This is a genomic window from Nonomuraea monospora, assembly GCF_039531895.1.
Classification (GTDB): Bacteria; Actinomycetota; Actinomycetes; order Streptosporangiales; family Streptosporangiaceae; genus Nonomuraea; species Nonomuraea monospora.
Genome location: NZ_BAAAQX010000039.1, coordinates 109,901 through 129,294 on the forward strand (window position 1 = coordinate 109,901; position 19,394 = coordinate 129,294).

General features: G+C 70.1%; 22 protein-coding genes. 10 read left to right on the forward strand and 12 right to left on the reverse strand.

The genetic code is table 11. The features are described from left to right. Window positions 1-25: 25 nt before the first annotated feature. Both ABD331_RS48185 and ABD331_RS48190 read right to left on the reverse strand, forming a co-directional pair. Window positions 26-1,033, reverse strand: coding sequence for a zinc-binding dehydrogenase (locus ABD331_RS48185; RefSeq protein WP_344491481.1), 1,008 nt, complete (start codon window positions 1,031-1,033; stop codon window positions 26-28). Then, window positions 1,033-1,176 (reverse strand): hypothetical protein, encoded by a 144-nt coding sequence (locus ABD331_RS48190; RefSeq protein WP_344491484.1) that lies wholly within the window; start codon window positions 1,174-1,176, stop codon window positions 1,033-1,035. Before ABD331_RS48190 ends, ABD331_RS48185 begins: the two co-directional genes overlap by 1 nt. Window positions 1,177-1,480: 304 nt before the next feature. Between ABD331_RS48190 and ABD331_RS48195 the strand changes: the two genes are divergently transcribed. Both ABD331_RS48195 and ABD331_RS48200 read left to right on the forward strand, forming a co-directional pair. Then, the gene (locus ABD331_RS48195; RefSeq protein ID WP_344491487.1) at window positions 1,481-2,092 is read left to right on the forward strand and encodes a TetR/AcrR family transcriptional regulator; all 612 of its coding nucleotides are present in this window, start codon (window positions 1,481-1,483) and stop codon (window positions 2,090-2,092) included. Between the two features lie 38 nt (window positions 2,093-2,130). Further along, window positions 2,131-2,307: a hypothetical protein gene (locus ABD331_RS48200; protein ID WP_344491490.1), complete on the forward strand. Its 177-nt coding sequence runs from the start codon at window positions 2,131-2,133 to the stop codon at window positions 2,305-2,307. 113 nt (window positions 2,308-2,420) lie between these two features. On the opposite strand, the gene ABD331_RS48205 is transcribed toward ABD331_RS48200, so the two are convergent. Next, entirely contained in the window at window positions 2,421-3,506 is a 1,086-nt protein-coding gene (locus ABD331_RS48205; RefSeq protein ID WP_344491493.1) for an amidohydrolase family protein, read from the reverse strand. Between the two features lie 282 nt (window positions 3,507-3,788). Between ABD331_RS48205 and ABD331_RS48210 the strand changes: the two genes are divergently transcribed. The 5 genes from ABD331_RS48210 (at window position 3,789) to ABD331_RS48230 (ending at window position 10,263) form a co-directional block, all read left to right on the forward strand. Then, window positions 3,789-4,889: a hypothetical protein gene (locus tag ABD331_RS48210; protein ID WP_344491496.1), complete on the forward strand. Its 1,101-nt coding sequence runs from the start codon at window positions 3,789-3,791 to the stop codon at window positions 4,887-4,889. Window positions 4,890-4,893: 4 nt separating this feature from the next. Next, window positions 4,894-6,462 (forward strand): MBOAT family O-acyltransferase, encoded by a 1,569-nt coding sequence (locus ABD331_RS48215; RefSeq protein ID WP_344491499.1) that lies wholly within the window; start codon window positions 4,894-4,896, stop codon window positions 6,460-6,462. A 15-nt stretch (window positions 6,463-6,477) separates the two neighbouring features. Further along, window positions 6,478-6,708: an acyl carrier protein gene (locus ABD331_RS48220; protein ID WP_344491501.1), complete on the forward strand. Its 231-nt coding sequence runs from the start codon at window positions 6,478-6,480 to the stop codon at window positions 6,706-6,708. Further along, complete coding sequence (locus ABD331_RS48225) at window positions 6,705-9,734, forward strand: non-ribosomal peptide synthetase (RefSeq protein WP_344491504.1); 3,030 nt, start codon at window positions 6,705-6,707, stop codon at window positions 9,732-9,734. Before ABD331_RS48220 ends, ABD331_RS48225 begins: the two co-directional genes overlap by 4 nt. Window positions 9,735-9,885: 151 nt before the next feature. Next, window positions 9,886-10,263 carry a hypothetical protein gene (locus ABD331_RS48230; protein WP_344491507.1) on the forward strand — a complete coding sequence of 126 codons (378 nt, stop codon included), beginning with the start codon at window positions 9,886-9,888 and terminating at the stop codon, window positions 10,261-10,263. 52 nt (window positions 10,264-10,315) lie between these two features. On the opposite strand, the gene ABD331_RS48235 is transcribed toward ABD331_RS48230, so the two are convergent. Next, on the reverse strand, window positions 10,316-10,873 hold the full coding sequence (locus ABD331_RS48235; protein WP_344491510.1) for a class I SAM-dependent methyltransferase: 558 nt from the start codon (window positions 10,871-10,873) through the stop codon (window positions 10,316-10,318). A gap of 70 nt (window positions 10,874-10,943) precedes the next feature. Between ABD331_RS48235 and ABD331_RS48240 the strand changes: the two genes are divergently transcribed. The 3 genes from ABD331_RS48240 to arsM are packed head-to-tail and all read left to right on the forward strand — an operon-like array spanning window position 10,944 to window position 12,999. Then, window positions 10,944-11,375, forward strand: coding sequence for a TetR/AcrR family transcriptional regulator (locus tag ABD331_RS48240; protein WP_344491513.1), 432 nt, complete (start codon window positions 10,944-10,946; stop codon window positions 11,373-11,375). A gap of 46 nt (window positions 11,376-11,421) precedes the next feature. Continuing rightward, the gene (locus tag ABD331_RS48245) at window positions 11,422-11,757 is read left to right on the forward strand and encodes an ArsR/SmtB family transcription factor (protein ID WP_344491516.1); all 336 of its coding nucleotides are present in this window, start codon (window positions 11,422-11,424) and stop codon (window positions 11,755-11,757) included. 12 nt (window positions 11,758-11,769) lie between these two features. Further along, window positions 11,770-12,999 (forward strand): arsenite methyltransferase, encoded by a 1,230-nt coding sequence (arsM, locus tag ABD331_RS48250; protein WP_344491519.1) that lies wholly within the window; start codon window positions 11,770-11,772, stop codon window positions 12,997-12,999. Between the two features lie 202 nt (window positions 13,000-13,201). On the opposite strand, the gene ABD331_RS48255 is transcribed toward arsM, so the two are convergent. The 8 genes from ABD331_RS48255 to ABD331_RS48290 all read right to left on the reverse strand — a co-directional run bounded on the left by ABD331_RS48255 (window position 13,202) and on the right by ABD331_RS48290 (window position 19,341). Next, window positions 13,202-13,930 carry an aquaporin gene (locus tag ABD331_RS48255; RefSeq protein ID WP_344491524.1) on the reverse strand — a complete coding sequence of 243 codons (729 nt, stop codon included), beginning with the start codon at window positions 13,928-13,930 and terminating at the stop codon, window positions 13,202-13,204. Beyond that, window positions 13,927-14,583: an arsenate reductase ArsC gene (locus ABD331_RS48260; protein ID WP_344491528.1), complete on the reverse strand. Its 657-nt coding sequence runs from the start codon at window positions 14,581-14,583 to the stop codon at window positions 13,927-13,929. The genes ABD331_RS48255 and ABD331_RS48260 overlap by 4 nt, the downstream gene beginning before the upstream one ends. Then, on the reverse strand, window positions 14,580-15,275 hold the full coding sequence (locus ABD331_RS48265; RefSeq protein WP_344491531.1) for an arsenate reductase/protein-tyrosine-phosphatase family protein: 696 nt from the start codon (window positions 15,273-15,275) through the stop codon (window positions 14,580-14,582). Before ABD331_RS48265 ends, ABD331_RS48260 begins: the two co-directional genes overlap by 4 nt. A 273-nt stretch (window positions 15,276-15,548) precedes the next feature. Beyond that, the gene (locus ABD331_RS48270) at window positions 15,549-16,256 is read right to left on the reverse strand and encodes a hypothetical protein (RefSeq protein ID WP_344491534.1); all 708 of its coding nucleotides are present in this window, start codon (window positions 16,254-16,256) and stop codon (window positions 15,549-15,551) included. A 106-nt stretch (window positions 16,257-16,362) separates the two neighbouring features. Beyond that, entirely contained in the window at window positions 16,363-16,671 is a 309-nt protein-coding gene (locus tag ABD331_RS48275) for a hypothetical protein (RefSeq protein ID WP_344491537.1), read from the reverse strand. 339 nt (window positions 16,672-17,010) lie between these two features. After that, complete coding sequence (locus ABD331_RS48280) at window positions 17,011-17,409, reverse strand: RrF2 family transcriptional regulator (RefSeq protein ID WP_344491540.1); 399 nt, start codon at window positions 17,407-17,409, stop codon at window positions 17,011-17,013. A gap of 116 nt (window positions 17,410-17,525) precedes the next feature. After that, window positions 17,526-18,491: a sulfate/molybdate ABC transporter ATP-binding protein gene (locus ABD331_RS48285; protein WP_344491543.1), complete on the reverse strand. Its 966-nt coding sequence runs from the start codon at window positions 18,489-18,491 to the stop codon at window positions 17,526-17,528. 1 nt (window position 18,492) lies between these two features. After that, the gene (locus ABD331_RS48290; RefSeq protein WP_344491546.1) at window positions 18,493-19,341 is read right to left on the reverse strand and encodes a sulfate ABC transporter permease; all 849 of its coding nucleotides are present in this window, start codon (window positions 19,339-19,341) and stop codon (window positions 18,493-18,495) included. Between the last annotated feature and the right edge of the window lie 53 nt (window positions 19,342-19,394).

A 19,394-nucleotide genomic window follows, 5' to 3' on the forward strand; every position in this document is an offset into this window, starting at 1 on the left:
GCTCGGGCTGACGTTCAGGTGCCGCTCAAGGAAGGGACACCACCACCATCCCGGCGAACTCGCCGCGTAGCAGGGACAGCAGCGCGGCCGGTGCGGCCTCCAGCCCCGGTACGACCGTCTGCGGCACCTCGATGACCCCGGCGCGCAGCCAATCCCGGAAGTCCTGCAGCCACGGCCCCTGCAGGTCGCGGTGGTCGGCCACGTGAAGCCCGGCCAGCGTGACCCGTTTGCCGATCATCTCGGCCGGGTCCAGCCGCACCGCGGCGCTGGTGCCGCCGAGCTGGTCCTGAAGCGCTCCGCACAGCGCGAAGCGGGCGCCGGGCCTGGCCAGTTCGAGCGCCGCGGCGAGCTGGTCGCCGCCGACGTTGTCGAAGCAGACGTCGATGCCTTCCGGGGCGATCTCACGCAGCCGGCTCGCGATGGGAAGGTCGTGGTAGTCGAACGCGGCGTCGTAGCCGAGCCCGCCGGTCAGCAGTTCGAGCTTGGCCGGGGAGCCGGCGCTGCCGATGACCCGGCCGGCGCCCTTCAGCCGGGCGATCTGGCCGGCCATGGTGCCCACCGCGCCGGCGGCGCCGGAGACGAACACGGTGTCCCCCGGACGTAGCCGGGCGACTTCGACCAGTCCGGCGTACGCGGTCAGTCCTTGGTTGAGGTGCAGGACCGGATCGGGCAGCACGCCGGTGGGCACCCGGCGGAACCGTGCGGCGGCCTCGGCGACGTGGTCGCGCCACCCGTAGTGGTGCAGGACCAGGTCGCCCGGGCGCAGGTCGCCGTCGGCGGCCGGACCGACGTCGATCACCTCTCCCAGCGCGGAGCCGAACAGGGGGCGGCCGGGCCGGTAGGCGCCCAGCGGCATGCCGATGTCGGCTCCGGTCATCAGGGTGCGCATGACGGCGGCCAGCGCGAAGTACCGGTTGCGGACCAGCACGTGATCGTCTCTCAGGGCCGGGAGGGGCGTCTGTACCAGGCGGAAGTCCGTCAGGCAGGGCTCGCCTTCGGGGTGGCGGACGAGGTGGATCTCTCTGCTGATCATCATCGCTCCTTGATTTCGGTACGCGCTGGGACGGTGTCGCCGCCCGGCAGGAGAAGGGCGCCCAGGGTGCCGGCGGCGGTGAGGCCGGTGGCCCACCAGAACGCGGTGCCGAAGTCCCCGGCCTGGGCGAGGACCACCGCCATCAGGGCGGCAGCGCGACCGGCATCAGCAGTGCCCCGGCCGCGCCCCGCACCACCCGGAAGGCGATCAGGCTGCCCGCGTCCCAGGACGCCGCACACAGGCCAACCCGGCCGAGAACAGGGCCACGCCCAGCACGAACAGCCGCTTGACGCTGAAGCGTTCCATCAACCACTGACGATGCCGAGCACGAGAACCAGACCCAGTTTCAGCAGGGACGGGTCGATCCGCCCCTGCGGTGTTGTCGATCGAGCGGACATGCCGCCGAAGCTAGGCCACTACCTGAGGCAGATGTGTAACACTTAAGCGATGAGCTCTTCCCCGGCCCCACCACGGCGCAGGGGGTCACGCAGCGACGCCCGCGCCAACGACGCGCTGATCCTGTCCACCGCCGCCCGGGTGCTGGCCGAGGACCCGAACGCCACCATGCAGCGCATCGCCGACGAGGCCGGCCTGGTGCGCATGACCGTCTACCGCCGCTTCCGTAACCGCCAGGCCCTGCGCACGGCCATCTTCGAGACCGCCGCGGCCGAGGCCCAGCAGGTCATCACCCGCGCCACGGACGGCGACCTCGACCCGGTCACCGCCCTGCGCGCGCTCATCATCGAGATGGCCGCCATCATCCAGCGCTACCCGGTGCTCGCCGTCAGCTCCGAATGGCAGCCGCTGCCCGCCGACTCCCACCGCCCCTCACCGCCGCCGGCCTCCCGCCGCATGCACCAGGCCGTCTTCGCCCTGGTCAAACGCGGCCAGCAGGAGGGGCTGCTCCGCCGCGACCTGCCGCCCGAGCTGCTGCCGCAGGCCATCACCGGCACCCTGCACGTGGTCACCCGGTTCGCCCGCACCCTGCGCACCGACCCCGCCACCATCGGACCCCAGGTCGCCGACCTGCTGCTGGACGGCTTCACGACGCCCGCGTGAGCGTGCGCCGACAAGGATCTCGGCTGTGATCGCGCAGAATGACCACCCCCATGGGCGGCACCGGCCCGCCACTGCCCGCGCCCGGCGGCGGTGAGCCGCACCACGACGAGCCCCGCACCGGCTCCGAGATCGAGCGGCTGACCGGCGTGGCGAGGGCGATCGCGCTGGGCCCGGCCACATTCTCGGCCGAGGGCCGCACCAGCCTGGGCCTGTAATGCGGTGAGGATACGCCGCCAGATGCCAGCGCCGAAACAGCCCGTGAATCGTCTGCCAGGAGGGGGCCAGAAACTCACGATCCACAGGTCTTGACTCTTGCTCCTGGACGTCGTCAGCGAAGAGGGACGCCGTTGAGCACGATACGCCGCGGCTGCCTGACCGCTGCGAGCTCCGCACGCGGGTCGGTGTCGTAAACCACGAAGTCGGCGGGGCTTCCTTCGTCGAGGACGTCGAGCCCGAGCCATGCACGGGCCCGCCACGAGGCCGCCCCCAGCACTTGCGTCGCGCTCAGCCCGGCGGCGCGGTGAAGTGCGAGCATTTCCTGGGCGATGAGCCCGTGGCGAACGTCGCAACCCGCGTCGGTCCCCACGTAGACGGCTACGCCGATCTCGTGCGCGGCGCGGACGACAGAGCCGAATCCCGCGCTGAGGTCGCGCAGGTGAGCGGCGTAGCGCGGATAGCGGGCTGCTGCCACCGCGGCGATGGAGCGGAAGGTGGCGATGGCGCTCATCGTGGGGACGAGAGCGATGTCCGATCGCGCCATCTCCTCCAGCAGTCCGGTCGACAACCCTGGGCCGTGCTCGATGGAGTCGACGCGCGCCTCGACCATCATGGCCGCGCCGGCCTCGCTGAAAGTGTGTGCGGCGATCTTGACGCCCAAGGCGTGCGCGTCCTGGACGGCGGCCTTCACCGAGGCGGTGTCCCATCTGACGAGCAGGTCACCGGACGCGTCGTCGATCCAGTCGCCGACAAGTTTGATCCAGCCGTGTCCCTGGGCGGCCTGGGCGGCGACGGCGGCGGGCAGCTCGGCTGAGGAGCATTCGACGGCGACGCCCGGCAGGTAGCCGCCCGGAGGCGCGAGATGGCGTCCGGACCGGATCACCCGCGGCAGGTCGGAGAGCCCGTCCAGCTCGGGGAAGTTGTTCGGCGAACCGGTGTCCCTGATCGCCAGCACCCCGGTGTCGCGGTCGGCCGCAGCCAGCGATCGGGCTTCCTCGGCGGTGGTGACGGCGCTGCCGCCGGTGCGGAGACCGATGTGGCAGTGAGCGTCGACCAGGCCGGGGATGATCCAGCCGTTGTCCACAAGGGTCTGCGCCCCGCTCACCGGCTCTCGGGTGACGCGCCCGTCGGCGACGAAGAACGTGCACGGTTCGCCATCGGGCAGCAGGCGGCCGTCCACCCGCCACGCACGGCTCACAATATTCCCCTCTTTTCATGCCGGTAATACCCAAAGGGATTCTGGAATGACGCACAAAACATCGTTTCGGACTCGTTCGAATTCGGTTTCCTTGCGCGACTTCTCGTCAGCGCGCATGACTGACTGTCCGATATTTGGAAACGTCTTACCAGTCTTGACAATTCCTCGTATGTTCACGATCCTGACGCAGGTAGCGATGAGGGCGGACCTGGGTGGGGGCCTGGTAGAGAATCCGGCCGAGATAAATCGCGATGTGCACCAGGATCGGGGGTTCTTCCGACCATGCCCGCTGATGTCGACGCGCGTCCGCGTTACCGTTTATATTCCCTGCTCACCCTCGGTCTGGCGGTTCTCCTGTTCGCCGGGGTCGGTGTATGGAATTACCGGCTGAATCCGCTCGCCTACGACCGCGGTCATATCCGTGAGGTGGCCGCCCTGCTGACGCAGGGCCAGAACTACGCCAACTACGACACCAACATCAATTGGCGGGCGCTGCGGCGCGAGCAGATCTACCAGCTGAAGGCCGCCCCCGACGTGGTCGTGTTCGGCGGGAGCCGCTGGTGGGAGGCGCACGCCGACCTGTTCCCCGGCCAGACCTTCTTCAACGCCTGGGTGAGCAACGACCAGGCGGAAGACGCCCTCGCGCTGGCCTACCTGCTGGACCGGGCAGGCAAGCTGCCCAAAACTCTGATCTTGAGCCTGCGTTTCATCAGCTTCCAGCCACCCGCGGAACGAGAGGCCGCCGAATGGCAGGAGTGGGCCGACGAATACCGGGCGATGGCCGCCCGCCTGGATGTCCCCGCGCACTCCTATGCCGACACCTTCCCCGTCAAGAACTGGTCGGGCCTTTTCTATGCCCCGGCCGTCTTTGAGCGGACCCGTCAGGTGTCGGCGGTCCCCGCAGAACCTGGGCCGACCACCCGCCTGCAGAACCCTTCCCTTGAGGTCATCGCCGCGGACGGATCCATCCATTGGTCCGGGAAAAGCCTCGCCAAATACACCAAGAAATTCGTCGACGGTAATGTCCGTAAGGAGTTGCTGAAGATCGGCGACCGGGCGCCGAAGATCGACCCGGCTCTGGTCGACGCCATGGGCAGGGCGATCAGTTTCCTGCGTGGCAAAGGCGTACGCGTGGTGCTGGTGCAGACGCCCTATCACCCGGACTTCTACGCCGAAGTGCAGAAGCGTCCGTTCGGAAAGACGCTGAACTCGCTGGAGGCGATCGCCCGGGACATGAGCAAGCGGTGGGGAGTGGTCTCCGTAGGTGGCTACGATCCCGCGAAGGTCGGCTGCGTGGCGGCGGACTTCATCGACCAGATCCACTCCAAGCCCGCGTGCCTGTCGAAGGTCGTGCGCCTGATCCCCGCGGACACGGGGGTCTGAGGCCATGTCCTTCACCTCCTACACCTTCCTGCTGGTGTTCCTGCCGATCGTGCTGGCCGGCTACTACCTGCTGACCCGCGTGTTCACCAGCCAGAAACCGGCCCTGGCCTGGCTGGTCGCCGCCTCGCTGGTGTTCTATGCCTCGCTGGGCCCCGGCTATCTGCTGGTGCTGCTCGGCTCGGTGGCGATGAACTTCGCGTTCGCCTGGCGGATGAGACGGCTGCCCGAAGGCGGCCGCGGCAGACGGGCCGTGCTGATCAGCGGCATCGCGGCCAACCTGCTGCTGCTGGGCTTCTACAAGTACACCGGCTTCCTCGCCGAGAACGTCAACGCCCTGTTCGGCACCGACCTGCGCGCGCTGGCCGCGGTGTATCCGGTGGGGCTGTCGTTCTACACCTTCATCCAGATCGGCTTCCTGCTCGACACCTACGCCGGCCAGATCGAGCGGCTGTCGTTCCTGAACTACCTGCTGTTCGGCACGTTCTTCCCCTACATCACCGCCGGGCCGCTGGTGCGCCAGAGCGAGGTGTTCAAGCAGCTCGACACGCCCGTACGCGAGCGGACCGGGGTGAAGTTCGTCGCCGTGGGGCTGACCATGTTCGCCATGGGACTGTTCAAGAAGGCAGTCCTGGCCGACAGCGTCGCCCCGTACGTGGCCACCATGTTCGACACCGCCGGCGCGGGCGGAGCGGTCTCCACCGGGAGCGCCTGGGTCGGCGCGCTCGCTTACACCTTCGAGCTGTACTTCGACTTCTCCGGCTACTCCGACATGGCTCTGGGACTCGGCTACATGATCGGAGTGCGGCTGCCGCTCAACTTCAACTCGCCGTTGAAGGCCACCAGCCTGGTGGAGTTCTGGCGCCGCTGGCACATGACGATGGTGCGCTTCTTCACCACTTACGTGTACACGCCGATGACGGCGAATCTGATGCGGCGCGGCATCCGGCGCAAGTGGCCGCAGTGGGTGCGGCTGCCGGCGGTGATCTGCCTGCCGGTGTTCGTGACGTTCGTGCTGGTCGGGTTCTGGCACGGCGCGGGCTGGGGGTTCATCATCTCCGGCGCGATCCACGGGATCGCCCTGTCGATCAACCTCACCTGGCGGGAGCTCGGAGCCAAGCGGCGGCTGCCGCGCATCCCGGCGCCGGTGGGCTGGCTGCTGATGATGATCCCCCTGGTCGCCTCGCTGGTGTACCTGCGCGCTCCCGACGCCGGCTCGGCCACGCAGATCCTCGCGGCCATGGTCGGCCTCGGTGCGGCCGGAGGCGCGGGCGTCGCCCAGTTCTACGGCACCAACGTGCTGCTCGGCGGCCTCACGGTCGTCCCCGCCGTCCTGTGGACGATCTTCCTGGGGGCGATCGCGCTGTTCTTCCCGCGCAACACGCAGGAGATCCTCGGCAGGTACGAGGTGGGCCTGCCCACCATCCCGTCGGAGGAGAAGGAGACCGGACGCCGGTGGCGACGGCTGGTCGCCTGGCGGCCGAACCCGGCCTGGGCGGTGGCCATCGCGGTCATCGCCGGCCTGGGCCTGGTCTTCGCCGGCGGACCGTCGCCCTTCCTCTACTACCGCTACTGATCAAGGGAACCGAAGATGCGACTGGAAGACGTCCTGGCCACCGTGCTGGAGCAGCCGGCCGACAGCTTCACTGACGAGTCCAGCTCGGAGAACGTCCTGGCCTGGACGAGTCTGCGGCACGTCACGTTACTCATCGAGATCGAGAACGAGTTCGGCGTCCGGTTCTCCAACGCCGAGATGACGACGATGCGCTCGCTCGGCGACATCCGGGCTGCCCTGGAGCGCAAGGGGGTGGCGGCGGCATGACGGGCCACCCGCTGACCCCTGCCCAGCAGGGGAACTGGCTCGGTCGCCTTCCGGCGTTCGAGCTGGGCGGATCCGCCGTCCGCCACTATCTGGAAGCCGACGTGGAAGAGCTGGACCTGGCCAGGTACGGCGAGGCCTGGCGGCAGGCGATCCAGCGGCATCCCGCTCTGCGCACCGTCATCACCGGGGATGGGCGGCAGCAGATCCTGGCCGACGTACCCGCCTACGAGCCGCAGGTGGAAGACCTGCAGAGCACCGGGCGGCTTGAAGCCGTCCGGGCCGACATGACGACACAGGCCTTCGACCCCGCCCGGTGGCCGCTGTTCGAGGTGCGGGTAACGCGGCTGGACGGGCGGCGCAGCAGGGTGCACGTGGCCGTGGACCTCCTCATCGCTGACGCGGACGGCTTCGCGCTGCTCGGCCAGGAGATCTTCGCCGGCTACCAAGGCCACATCAGCGAAACCGAAACCGAAGCCGAAACCGTCCCCGCCGCCCGAGCCGGAACCGCGCCGGACGGGCTCACCGCGGCCCTGCCGCCACAGCTCCCCCTGGCGATCGAGCCGCGTCTGCTGGAGCGGCCCCTCTGCGTGCGGCGAGAGCGTCGCCTGCCGGCACCTCACTGGCAAGCGCTCCAAGCACACGCCGCGGACCTCACGCCTTCGGCGGTACTGGTCTGCGCGCTCGATCAAGCACTGGCCGCCTGGTCCAAGGAGCCCCGCTTCACCGTGGCCTACGCCTACCGCGACCGGCATCCGAGAGCGGTCGGCCACTTCACGGAGCTGACCCTCCTCGACGTCGACGCCGACCCGCGCATCTCCTTCCAGCAGCAGGCACAGGCCGTGCGAACGCGGCTGGCCCACGACCGGCCGGACGGGATCCGCGTGCTGCGCGAGCTCGCGCGGACGACCGGCCGGCCCACTGCGGCGCTCGCGCCCGTGATCTTCTGCGATCGGCTGCACTCGGCGTCCTGCGACGCCTGGGCGCTGGGTCTGGGACGGGTCGTGTTCAGCTCGCAGCAGCGCCCGCAGGTGCAGCTCGCGCACGAGGTACGCGAAGAGCACGGTGAACTCGTCCTCACCTGGGACACCGTTGACGCGCTGTTCCACGGCCGCGTGCTGGACGACCTCATCGACGGCCACATGACGTTCCTCGAACAACTCGCCACCGATCCCGCCGCGTGGCAGGCCACCTCGCGCGACTGGCTGCCGCTCCACCAGCATCGCCTGCGCGACCACGTCAACGCCACAGAAGCCGGCATCCTGCCGCTCCTGCTGCACGAACCGTTCTGGGCCCAGGCCGCCCGCACCCCCGACGAGCCCGCCGTCATCTCCGACAGCAGGACGCTGACCTACCGCGAGCTACGCGCCGGCGCGACCACCCTCGGCGCCCGGCTGCGCGAACTCGGCGCCCGCCCCAACACGACGGTCGCCGTGGTGATGGACAAGGGCTGGGAACAGCCGCTCGCCGTCTTCGGCATCCTCGAGTCCGGCGCCGCGTACGTGCCGATCGAGCCCGACCTGCCCGCCGAGCGCTTCCACTACCTGCTCAAGCACGCCGAGGTGAAGCTCGCGCTCACCCAGCCGGGCCTGGAGACGAAGCTGGCCTGGCCGCAGGACGTCACCCCGATGGTGATCGACGAGAGCCTGCTCGACGGCGAAGGCGCCCCCGAGCCCAGCCGCGTCCAGGGCCATCGCGACCTGGCCTACATCATCTACACCTCCGGATCGACAGGCCTGCCCAAGGGAGTCATGATCGACCATCGGGGCGCGCTCAACACCGTTCTGGACATCAACCGGCGCTTCGACGTCACCGCCGCCGACCGCATGCTGACGCTCACCCCGCTCACCTTCGATCTGTCGGTCTACGACCTGTTCGGGCCGTTCGCCCACGGCGGCGCCCTCGTCATGCCGGACGCGGGCACCGGCCGGGCCCCCTGGCACTGGGCCGACCTGATCGAACGCCACCAGGTGACCATGTGGAACACCGTTCCCGCCCTCATGGAGATGCTCGTCGGCTACACCCGGGGCCGGCGTCAGCGGCTGGCCTCCACGCTGCGTCTGGTGCTGATGAGCGGCGACTGGATCCCGGTCACCCTGCCCGGCCGCATCCGCTCCCTGGCCGACCGGCACATCGACGTCATCAGCCTGGGCGGCGCCACCGAAGCCTCCATCTGGTCGATCTGGCACCGTATCGACACCGTCGACCCAAATCTGCCGAGCATCCCCTACGGCAAACCGCTCACCAACCAGTACTTCGAGATCCTGGACGAGGCGCTGCGCCGCAGGCCGGACTGGGTGCCCGGCGAGCAGTACGTCGGCGGCCACGGCATCGCCATGGGCTACTGGCGTGACCCGGACAAGACCGCCCGCGCCTTCATCACCCACCCGACGACCGGCCGGCGCCTCTACCGCACCGGCGACCTGGGACGGTACTTCCCCGACGGCAGCATCGAGTTCCTCGGCAGGGAAGACTTCCAAGTCAAGATCAACGGCTATCGCATCGAACTCGGCGAGATCGAGGCGACGCTGCTCGACCACGACGCCGTGAACAGCGCTGTCGTCACGGCGATCGGCGCTCAGCGCGGCGAGAAACGGCTCGTCGCCTACGCGACCCCGGCGGGCGCCCTCGATCCCGACGAGCTCGCCAAGACCCTGCGCGCCCATCTGGCCGAGAAGCTTCCGTCCCACATGCTGCCGGGACACATCGTCATCCTCGACGCGCTGCCCCTGACTCGCAACGGCAAGGTGGACCGCCAGGCCCTGCCCGCACCGATCGCCACATCATCGGCCGCCGCCGAAGCGGCCGGGCCCGACGACGACCTGGAGTCCGCACTGCTGGCCGGTTGGCGCGATGTGGCAGGCGACCACTTCGCGCCGACCGACGACTACTCCGTCCTGGATCTCCTGGACATCGTCCGGGCCCATCACGCCATCACCCGGAACGGCGTGCCGGAACTGAGCCTGAATGAGGTGTTCCGCCACACGACCGTCCGCGCCCTCGCCCGCCACCTGTCCGCGTCCCCATGACCCATGGGCCAGGCGCGAGAGGTCCTCGCTCGCGTCCACGACGCCGATGGCCGGCTGACGACGCAGCGAGCGGCGGCCCTGGCGGATCCTCGACTGGTTCCGCGGCGACGTTCCAGGTTCGCTCGCCACTACTCTGAAAAGGCAGGCCGGCATGGAGGCGAAGTCCAGAGTCGTGCTGTTCGTCTGCCCGCACGGCGCGGGCAAGAGCCGCATCGCCGCCGCCTGGTTCGCCGGCGCCGCGCCTGAGGGCTGGACGGCGACGACGGCCGGGCTGGAGCCGCAGCAGCAGGTGAGCGTGCACGCGCCCCGGCTGCTGGCGGGCACCGCGGTGGAAGACCTCCTGGACCTCGCACTGCCCCGGCCCTTGTCGGCGATCCCGGATGCCGAGCTGGTGGTGGCGATCGACTGCCGGCCGGGCGCGATTCCCGGCGCGACGGAGTGGCGCCTGCAACACGAGGCCTTCGACGAGCACATGACCGCCGAGCTCAAAGAGCGCGCTCAGCGGCTCGCCCGGGAGCTGGCCAGGTGAGGAGTCGTCAAGACGCCGTGCCCCTCGCCAAGGACTGAGGGCTGGTCTCCCGCTACGGGCGAGTCGCGCGGACGTGATACAGCAGGTTCGGCAGCCGGCCCTCGGCCTCCACCTGGAACCCGGCGTCGGGAATCATGGTGCCCAGCAGGTCGCGGGGGTCGTGCCGCATGGCGGGGCCGCTGAGCAGGCCGGCCAGGCGCCGGGTGAGGCGGCCGTCCGGCGGGCGGAACTCGGCGATGAGCAGCCGCCCGCCTGGACGCAGCACGCGGAACATCTGCCGGAGCGCCTCGGGCCTGGCCTCGCGCGGCATGTGGTGCACGGCCAGGCTGGAGACCACCAGGTCGAAGGAGCCGTCGGGGAAGGGCAGGCGCTGGCCTGCGCCGACGACATAGGAGCAGTTCGCGGGGGCGCGCCCGCGGGCGTGGCCGATCATCGCGGGGGAGGGGTCCAAGCCGGTGACGTGGCCGGTGCGCGTGACCACGGGGGACAGGATGCGGGTGAGGTAGCCGGTGCCGCAGCCCACGTCCAGGACGCGGTCACCGGCGCAGGAGTTTCCCCAAGCCCATGACGGCTCCTCTGTCGCCGGACGGTGTGTTCGGTTATGAAGCATGCGTTCATCATGAGGTGTGGTCAACGAGCAGTCCGGCCGTGGTGTTCCGTACCGGACAGAGGGCGGGAAAGTGTCCGGAGACCGGCGGGTACGGCGCACGCGGCGGCTGATCCAGGAGGCGCTGGTGGCGCTGATCCTGGACAAGGGCTACGACGCGGTGACCGTCACCGACATCATCGAGCGCGCCGACGTGGGCCGCTCCACCTTCTACGCCCACTTCACCGACAAGCGGGAGGTGTTGTTCAGCAACCTCGACCAGCTCGCCTTCCTGCATCCGGCGCCCAGGGGCGAGGTGGGGGAGTTGTTCGCCTTCAGCCGTCCGATGTTCGAGCACGTCCGGGAGCAGGAGCGGCTCGTGCGGGCGCTGATGGGCAGGCGCGGCGGCGGGCTGGTGCACGCGCGGGGCGAGCAGCTGCTCGCGGCGCTGGTGAAGGACGAGCTGCTCACGGCGGGCGGCCGGGCGTCCGCCCCGCTCGACCTGATGTCCGGTTTGTGTCTGTAGAACAGGGCTTCCGCAACTCCTATTTATCGATTATCGTCGATTGACGATGAATGAGAACAGTGGGCCGTTGCCACGTGCGGAGGCCGAGGAGTACGCGAGCTGGTTCAAGGCGCTGGCCGACGCCACCCGGATCCAGATCGTGTCGCTGCTGGCCCGGCGGCGCGCGCCGATGAGCGTGGGCGAGATCGTGACCGCGTCCGGAGTGGGCCAGTCCACGGTCTCGCACCACCTGAAGATCCTGGCCGAGGTGCGGTTCGTGCTGGTCGAGCGGCAGGGCACGTCCAGCCTGTACCGGATCAACGAGGCGTGCGTGAGCTGTTTCCCGACCGCCGCCGACGTGGTCATGGGCAACCCCGTTCCGGCCACGCCCACCTGCGAGTGAAGGAGCGTCGCCATGGCGCACGACGAGATCATCGCCCACTACTCCGCGCTGGCCAGGGACGCGGACGCCGGCCGGACGGTCGCCGACTGCGGGCAGGACGCGTTCGAGCAGGGCCGCTTCGGCGCGGCCGGTTACGCGGAGCTCGGGGTGCTGCCCGAGGCCGCGGTACGAGCCAGCCTGGGATGCGGCAATCCGGTGGCGGTCGCCGAGTTGCGCGACGGCGAAGTGGTGCTCGACCTCGGCTCGGGCGGCGGCATCGACGTGCTGCTGTCGGCTCGCCGGGTCGGTGCCCGCGGCAAGGTGTACGGGGTGGACGCCAGCTTGGACATGCTGGCGCTGGCCCGGCGCAACGCCGAGCAGGCGGGCGCGGCCAACGTGGAGTTTCTGCACGGCACCATCGAGCGGGTGCCGCTGCCGGACCGGTCGGTGGACGTGGTCATCTCCAACTGTGTGATCAACCTGTCCGGCGACAAGGCGGCGGTGCTGGCGGAGGCGTCCCGGGTGCTGCGGCCAGGCGGCCGGTTCGGCGTCAGCGACGTCGTGGCCGAGGGCGCACTCGACCCGGAGGCGCGGGCGGCGGCCGAGCGGCGCATCGGCTGCGTGGCAGGGGCGCTGCCCGTGCCCGAATATCGGCGGCTGCTGGCCGCGGCCGGGTTCACGAACGTGCGCATCGCGCTGACCGCCGATCATGGCGATGGCGTGCACTCGGCGCTCGTCCAGGCCGTCAAGCCCGCCGCCCCGCCGCAGGTGGAGATCCGGCCGATGCGCGCCGGCGACGCCGATCAGGTGCTGGCCGTCTATCAGGCGGGGCTGGACACCGGTCAGGCCAGCTTCGAGACCGTCGTGCCGCGCTGGGAGGGCTTCACCGCGGCCAGGCTGCCCGGCTTGCGCTACGTGGCCTGCGACACCGGCACCGGGCAGGTGCTCGGCTGGGTGGCCGCCGCGGCGGTGTCGGCCCGTCCGGTGTATGCCGGGGTGGTCGAGCACAGCGTCTACGTCCACCCGGACCGTCAGGCGCGGGGCATCGGCCGGGCGCTGCTGGCGGCGTTCATCGCCGCCGGCGAGGACGCGGGCGTCTGGATGATCCAGTCCGGCGTCTTCGGTGAGAACGCCGCCAGCCTGGCCCTGCATCAGGCGCTCGGCTTCCGGGTGGTCGGCACCCGCGAGCGGGTCGGCTGCCACCGCGGCCTCTGGCGGGACGTGCTGCTGATCGAGCGCCGCAGCGCCGTGACCGGACTCTGAGCCGCCGGCCGGGAACATCGGAGGCCGCCCGGTGGTTACATCCATCGTGGCCGGTGTGCCCAGTGTCCCCGGGCCTCACCTTTCGCCTTCGCGGACTACCGTTCGGCTGGAGCCGTGTTGTGCCTTTCGCCGAGAGGCGACACGCACACCGGTACGCATACGTCGCTGGCCCCGCCGTCTTTTCAGGACGGCGGGGCCTTCGTCATGTCCGGGCCGTCGTCGCCAGGCGCTCGGGATCGGCGACGGTGAGCGGGCTGGCCTGCGGATACAGCAGCCGGATCAGGGCCAGGCCGAGCCCGGCGCCGGCGAGCTGGGCGGCGATGAAGCCGGGCGCGGAGGCGGGGGCGATGCCGGCGAAGGTGTCGGTGAGGGTGCGGCCGAGGGTGACGGCGGGGTTGGCGAAGCTGGTGCTGCTGGTGAACCAGTAGGCGGCGCCGATGTAGGCGCCGACGGCGGGCGGGGCGAGCGCGGCCCGGCCGGTGCGGGCCAGGGCGAAGATCAGGGCGATGAGTCCGGCGGTGGCGACGATCTCGCCCAGCCACAGCCCGGTGCCGGTGCGCTGGTGGGTGGAGGCGGTGACGGCGGGCAGCTCGAACATCAGGTGGGCCAGCACCGCGCCGCCGAGCGCGCCGGCGACCTGGGCGGGCAGGTAGGCCAGCAGGGCGCGCCCGGTCAGGCCGTCGCCGGTGCGGCGGGACAGCAGCCAGTCGGCCAGCGAGACGACGGGGTTGAAGTGGGCGCCGGAGACCGGGCCCATGATGAGGATGAGCGCGGTCAGCGCGAAGGCGGTGGCGGTGGAGTTCTCCAGCAGTTGCAGGCCGGCGTCGCCGGGGGACAGCCGCTGGGCCATGATGCCGGAGCCGATCACCGAGGTGACCAGCAGGCCGGTACCGACCGCTTCGGCGACGGCTCGCCGGGCCAGGGTGCTCACGCGCCGCTCGCAGCCGCGGGGATGCCGAGTTCGGCCAGCAGGGCCCGGACCCGGCGTTCGATCTCGTCGCGGATGGGCCGCACCGCCTCCACCGACTGCCCGGCCGGGTCGGCCAGGGCCCAGTCCTCGTAGCGTCTGCCGGGGAAGACGGGGCAGGCGTCGCCGCAGCCCATGGTGATGATGACGTCGGCGGCCTGGGCGATCTCGTGCGTCCAGGGTTTGGGGTATTCGCCGGTGATGTCGATGCCGCGTTCGCGCATCGCCTCGATGGCGGCGGGGTTGATCCGCTCGCCGGGTTCGGAGCCGCCGGACCAGCCGATCGCCCGCTCCTGCGCGAGGTGGGTGAAGAAGCCGAGCGCCATCTGGGAGCGTCCGGCGTTGTGCACGCACAGGAACAGCACGATCGGGGTGCCGGAGCTGTCCTTGCCCTCGACGCGGGCCAGGGCGCGCAGCCGCTGGCGGGCGAACCGCTCGGCGATCAGAGGTCGGGAGCCGGCCACGGCGAACTGGTCGTAGCTGGTGCGCAGGAACCGGTCGATGGTCTCGGCGCCGAAGGCGCCGTCGAACTCGCCCGCCAGGGTGCGGGCGGAGGTCAGCAGGGCGTGCCGCTGGTCGATGGTCAGATCGGCGCGGCGGTGGGCGGGTCGCGTCATGGGGTGCCCTTCGTCGAGGACGTGGCGTCGGTGAGGGCGGTGGCGAGCCGGTCGACGCGGCCGGACAGGTCGGCGTAGGCGCGCTCGAAGGCGTCGTCGGTGCCGGCCGGGACGGGGTCGGGCACCGACCAGTGCAGCGGCGGCCGGGCGGGCAGGCGTTCGTAGGCGTCGTCGCACACGGCGACGACCAGGTCACCCGCGCGCACGATGTCGCCGACATGGGCGGTGGCGCGGGGGTCCAGCCGCAGCCGATGACGCCGGGCGGTGGCCACCGCGCGCGGGTGCACGCGCGAGGCGGGTTCGGTCCCGGCCGAGGTGGCGGGCAGGTCGCTGCGGTGCTGCCAGAGCGCGGCGGCCAGTTGCGAGCGCGCGGAGTTGTGCGTGCAGACGAACACCACCCGCTCGGCCGCCGGCGCGGCGGGCGCGGGGCCGAGCCGGGCCAGCGCGCCGGGCCGCAGCCGGACGTAGCTGCGCCGCCGGTCGGCCTCCGAGCGTGCCCGGATGATCAGCCCGGCCTCCTGCAGCACCTTGAGGTGGTGCGCCAGCAGGTTCGACGACAGGCCGAACGTCTGGCCGAGCTCGCCGGGCGAGCGGTCGCCGAGGAGCAGGTCGTCGACCATCGCCAGCCGGATCGGGTCGCCGAGCGCGGCATGGGCGGCGGCCCGCTCCTCCACGTGAGATAGCTCAATCATGATTGAGTCAATATTTGCTGAGACAAAAGCTGTCGTCAAGCCGCCCTGATGCGCCGCCTTCCGGCCCGCGTCAAACGGGCCAGGTGCACGTCACCCGCGTGCGGAGGAGCGTCGGGTGACTGTATGGCAGCGGTGAATTGGGAGCGCTTACCAGGCGAGACGGTGGAGGAGTACGTCGCGGCGATGATGCTGCTGCGGCAACCGGATCACCCCCTCACGCGGGGATCGCGGCGTCGACCTCCGCATCGCCAACCCGGACGGGGCCGGCCGACGCTAGACCGTCCACGGGCTCCTGTGGCGATGAAACTCCGGCGACCTGGAACAGCGGGCTTCGTAGCGTTCCTGCAGGCGGCTGTAGTCGTGGGCGGGGAAGAGAACGGGAAGCGCCTCCAACGTCCTGTCCAACTGGCCTACCAAGGTCTGGAACTCCCTGCCACCGAGGTCAACCTCGGTGAACAGGTACTGCCAGCCCGGGGCCCCCTTCATGAGGAGCAGGTTCTCCAGGTAGGACCGGAAGTCGAGGTCCAGCAGCTCCAACCTCTCATGATTCATGTCGTAGAACCACAGTTCCCGGCTGCTGCCGCCGGAAGGCACCCGCAACGCGGTGAGGCGACCCGATCCGGGTGCTTCCTCCAGCGTCTTCAACTCCCACTCCATCAGCTCCTGCTTCTCCGCGGGCAGCCGCACATCCACATCGGGCAGGCCGAAACCAGTCACACAATCACGCAGATCCTTGAGAGCGAACTCCCCGAACAGATAGTGGTCATCGGTGTGCCATGCGACGTGGATGCGATCGATGCTCAACAGGTAGTCCCGAACGCCCTCGACGGCATCTTCACCCCAGATGGCACCGATCAGTACGGCTTCGTCGGCCGAGAGCTCCCGGGGCGGGCCGGATCCGAGCTCACAGGTGGGCATGACGAGATTCGGTATGGAGCGGAGCTCCATCACATGCGAGCTGACGCGATCTTGGTAGTTCATGGTCGTGATTCTTGTCCGGGCAACGATCGCCTCACAACAGGGCCTGGTGGTGAGGCTGGCTAGGCCCCGCCAGTCGCCCCCGCAGGTGGCTGGGGGTGCGAGGTTGTTACACGGGACTGGTCGATGACGTTGTTGCAGGTTCCTGGGCGGGGCCGAGCGTGATCTTGGAGTAGATCTCCAACGAGGTGCGGCTGGCATGGCGGCATGGTGCGCTGTAGGCCGGCTTTGTGGACGTGACAGCGATGCCGGGGGGCTCAGGACCGCCCGAACCAGAGGGCGTGCTTGTCTTGGTTGCCGATGCTGATCGCCGCAGCGCGGTCGGCGGGGTGAGCATCTTCTGGTTCGACTCCGGCACCAGGTTCACATCCGGCCGGCGCTCAAGGTCGCGCAGGACCTGGTCGCGCGGCGCGTTCACGAGCGTGCGCGTCGGTGAGGCTGACCCAGGCGTCGGGCCTGGCGGCGAGTAGGTTGCAGGCGTCGCGGATCTGCGCTTCCACGCCGGCGTCGTCGCCGCGGCTTCTCCACCGGAGGTGGCTTCACGGCCTGAACGGGCGGCGGCAGCGCCTTGAGGGCGACGGCTTTGGCGTCGAAAGTCAGGATTCATCCCGACACTTCCCGATACGCGCATGATTGACATCTCGGTGTTGTTGCAAGCCCTCTTCTGGCCGGCGCCACGCAGTCGTGCAGGACGACGTCTCGAACGCATCGCTCGCAGACACTCTGCTTCTTGGCGCGGCTCATCGAACGTGCGACGTCAGTCAAGTGCGGGTTCGGCGGCCGAGGCCACGATGTCGGCGAGGGTGACCTCGCTCAGCAGGGCGTGTTCGTGCCGGCGCATGGCCGACCAGACGTCGGCGAGGGGGCGGGCGATGCCGTGGAAGGGCTCCATCCGCTGCTCGACTCCTTCGGTCACCTGGATGATGTCGGCCAGGGTGATCTTCTCGGGCGGGCGGGCCAGCCAGTAGCCGCCCTCGGATCCGCGCAGGCTGTGGAGCAGGCCGGCCCTGCGTAGTTGCAGCAGGATGTTGTCGCAGAACTTGCGAGGAATGTCCTGGCTGGTGGCGATCTTATGGGCGTGCACGGGGCCTGGCGGTGCGGCTGCGAGGGCGACGGCGGCGCGCAGGGCGTAGTGGGTGCGGGCGGAGATGCGCATCACGATCCTGGCTGGGTCAGCCCCCAGCGGTCTCGGCGGGCGGCGGTCATGGCGTGCTCACGGTGAGGGGGCGGGTGGCGGTCATGGCGTGCCCACGGTGAGCGGGCGGGTGGCGGTCATGGCGTGCTCACGGCGAGCGGGCGGGCGGCTGGGCTGGGCCGCACGTGGACGGTCTGGCCGGGATGGAGGTCCAGGTCTTCGACGGTGCCCCGGGTGACTTGGGCCCAGGCCTCCTGCTCGCCGATGAGCAGCTCCACCCGGATCTCGAAGCCGAGGCGGACGACCCGGGTGACAGTGGCGGGGACGCCGCCGTCCACGGGGCCGGCGCCGAGGTCGATGTCGTGCGGGCGGACCAGGTGGCCGTCCAGTTCGGTGACCGGGCCGAGGAAGCGCATGACGAACGGGTCAGCGGGGTGATCGTAGACGTCGGCGGGGCTGCCGACCTGTTTCACCTGGCCGTCGGCGAGGACGACGATGGTGTCGGCGACCTCGATCGCCTCCTCCTGGTCGTGGGTGACGAACACGGTGGTGACGTGAACCTCGTCGTGCAGGCGGCGCAGCCAGGTGCGCAGCTCCTTGCGGACCTGGGCGTCCAGCGCGCCGAAGGGCTCGTCCAGCAGCAGCACCTGCGGTTCGACGGCCAGGGCGCGGGCCAGGGCCATGCGCTGGCGCTGCCCGCCGGACAACTGGGCCGGGTAGCGGTCGGCGAAGCTCTCCAGGTGCACCAGCTTGAGCAGGTCGGTGACGCGGCTGCGGATCTCGTCCTTGGGGCGTTTGCGGATCTCCAGGCCGAAGGCCACGTTCCTGAACACGGTCATGTGCTTGAACGCCGCGTAGTGCTGGAAGACGAATCCGACGTTGCGCCGTTGCGGGGGCAGGTGGGTGGCGTCGGCGCCGGAGATCACCACGGTGCCGGTGTCGGGGGTCTCCAGCCCGGCGATGACCCGCAGCAGGGTGGACTTGCCGCCTCCTGAGGGGCCGAGCAGGGCGGTGAGCGAGCCGGAGGCCACGTCGATGGAGACGTCGTCCAGCACCCGGGTCGTGCCGAAGGACTTGTTGACGTTGCGTACTTCGATGGCCATGTCAGTCCTTGGGGCGCAGGATCTTGAGGAACAGCAGGGTGACCACGGCGATCAGGGCCAGCGCGGTGGCGGCGGCGAAGGCGGCGCCCTCGTCGAAGTTCTGGAAGCGTTCCTCGACGAAGAGGGTGAGGGTCTGGGTCTGCTCCACCAGACGGCCGGAGACCACGGCGACGGCGCCGTACTCGCCGAGGGCGCGGGCCAGGCACAGCACCACGCCGTAGGCCAGGGCCCAGCGGATGGCGGGGACGGTGATGCGGCGGAAGGTCTGCCAGGGGCCGGCGCCGAGGGTGCGGGCGGCCTGTTCCTGCTCGTTGCCGAGCTCCTCCAGCACGGGGACGACGGCCCGGACGACGAGCGGCAGGGAGATGAACACGGCGGCCATCACCATGCCGGGCAGGGAGAAGATGATCTGGAGGCCGAGGCCTTCCAGCCATCCGCCGACGGGGGCGAAACGGCCGTAGACCAGGATGAGCGCCAGGCCGACCACGACCGGGGAGACGGCGACCGGAAGGTCGATGAAGGCGTTCAGCAGCCGCTTGCCCGGGAAGGTGTGCCGGACCAGCAGGAGCGCGACGCCGACGCCGAAGACGGTGTTGGCCAGCACGGTCCAGAACGCGACGCTGAGGGTGACGGCGAACGCCGACTGCGCCTGCGGGGTGGACAGAGCTTCCAGTACGGGGCCGAGCCCGTTCTGGAAGGTGCGCCAGCCGATCAGCACGACGGGCAGGATCAGCAGGAACGTCAGATAGATCAGCGCCGCTGCGCGCAGTGCGTGTCTAGGTGACTGGTGTTTTTTGATCTCTCTCGCGCTGGTCTGTCCTCTTGTGCCAGGGTGATCGGTGTTGGTCACCGGGCGTGGGGAGAGATCAAGCGATGGCAGTGGGCCAGACTCCGATGCAGCCG

Coding starts and splice junctions, on each gene's coding strand:
- ABD331_RS48185 (WP_344491481.1), bottom strand. CDS start 1,033: ATGATCAGCAGAGAGATCCACCTCGTCCGCCACCCCGAAGGCGAGCCC.
- ABD331_RS48190 (WP_344491484.1), bottom strand. CDS start 1,176: ATGGCGGTGGTCCTCGCCCAGGCCGGGGACTTCGGCACCGCGTTCTGG.
- ABD331_RS48195 (WP_344491487.1), top strand. CDS start 1,481: ATGAGCTCTTCCCCGGCCCCACCACGGCGCAGGGGGTCACGCAGCGAC.
- ABD331_RS48200 (WP_344491490.1), top strand. CDS start 2,131: ATGACCACCCCCATGGGCGGCACCGGCCCGCCACTGCCCGCGCCCGGC.
- ABD331_RS48210 (WP_344491496.1), top strand. CDS start 3,789: ATGCCCGCTGATGTCGACGCGCGTCCGCGTTACCGTTTATATTCCCTG.
- ABD331_RS48215 (WP_344491499.1), top strand. CDS start 4,894: ATGTCCTTCACCTCCTACACCTTCCTGCTGGTGTTCCTGCCGATCGTG.
- ABD331_RS48220 (WP_344491501.1), top strand. CDS start 6,478: ATGCGACTGGAAGACGTCCTGGCCACCGTGCTGGAGCAGCCGGCCGAC.
- ABD331_RS48225 (WP_344491504.1), top strand. CDS start 6,705: ATGACGGGCCACCCGCTGACCCCTGCCCAGCAGGGGAACTGGCTCGGT.
- ABD331_RS48230 (WP_344491507.1), top strand. CDS start 9,886: ATGGAGGCGAAGTCCAGAGTCGTGCTGTTCGTCTGCCCGCACGGCGCG.
- ABD331_RS48235 (WP_344491510.1), bottom strand. CDS start 10,873: ATGCTTCATAACCGAACACACCGTCCGGCGACAGAGGAGCCGTCATGG.
- ABD331_RS48245 (WP_344491516.1), top strand. CDS start 11,422: ATGAATGAGAACAGTGGGCCGTTGCCACGTGCGGAGGCCGAGGAGTAC.
- arsM (WP_344491519.1), top strand. CDS start 11,770: ATGGCGCACGACGAGATCATCGCCCACTACTCCGCGCTGGCCAGGGAC.
- ABD331_RS48260 (WP_344491528.1), bottom strand. CDS start 14,583: ATGACGCGACCCGCCCACCGCCGCGCCGATCTGACCATCGACCAGCGG.
- ABD331_RS48265 (WP_344491531.1), bottom strand. CDS start 15,275: ATGATTGAGCTATCTCACGTGGAGGAGCGGGCCGCCGCCCATGCCGCG.
- ABD331_RS48270 (WP_344491534.1), bottom strand. CDS start 16,256: ATGAACTACCAAGATCGCGTCAGCTCGCATGTGATGGAGCTCCGCTCC.
- ABD331_RS48280 (WP_344491540.1), bottom strand. CDS start 17,409: ATGCGCATCTCCGCCCGCACCCACTACGCCCTGCGCGCCGCCGTCGCC.
- ABD331_RS48285 (WP_344491543.1), bottom strand. CDS start 18,491: ATGGCCATCGAAGTACGCAACGTCAACAAGTCCTTCGGCACGACCCGG.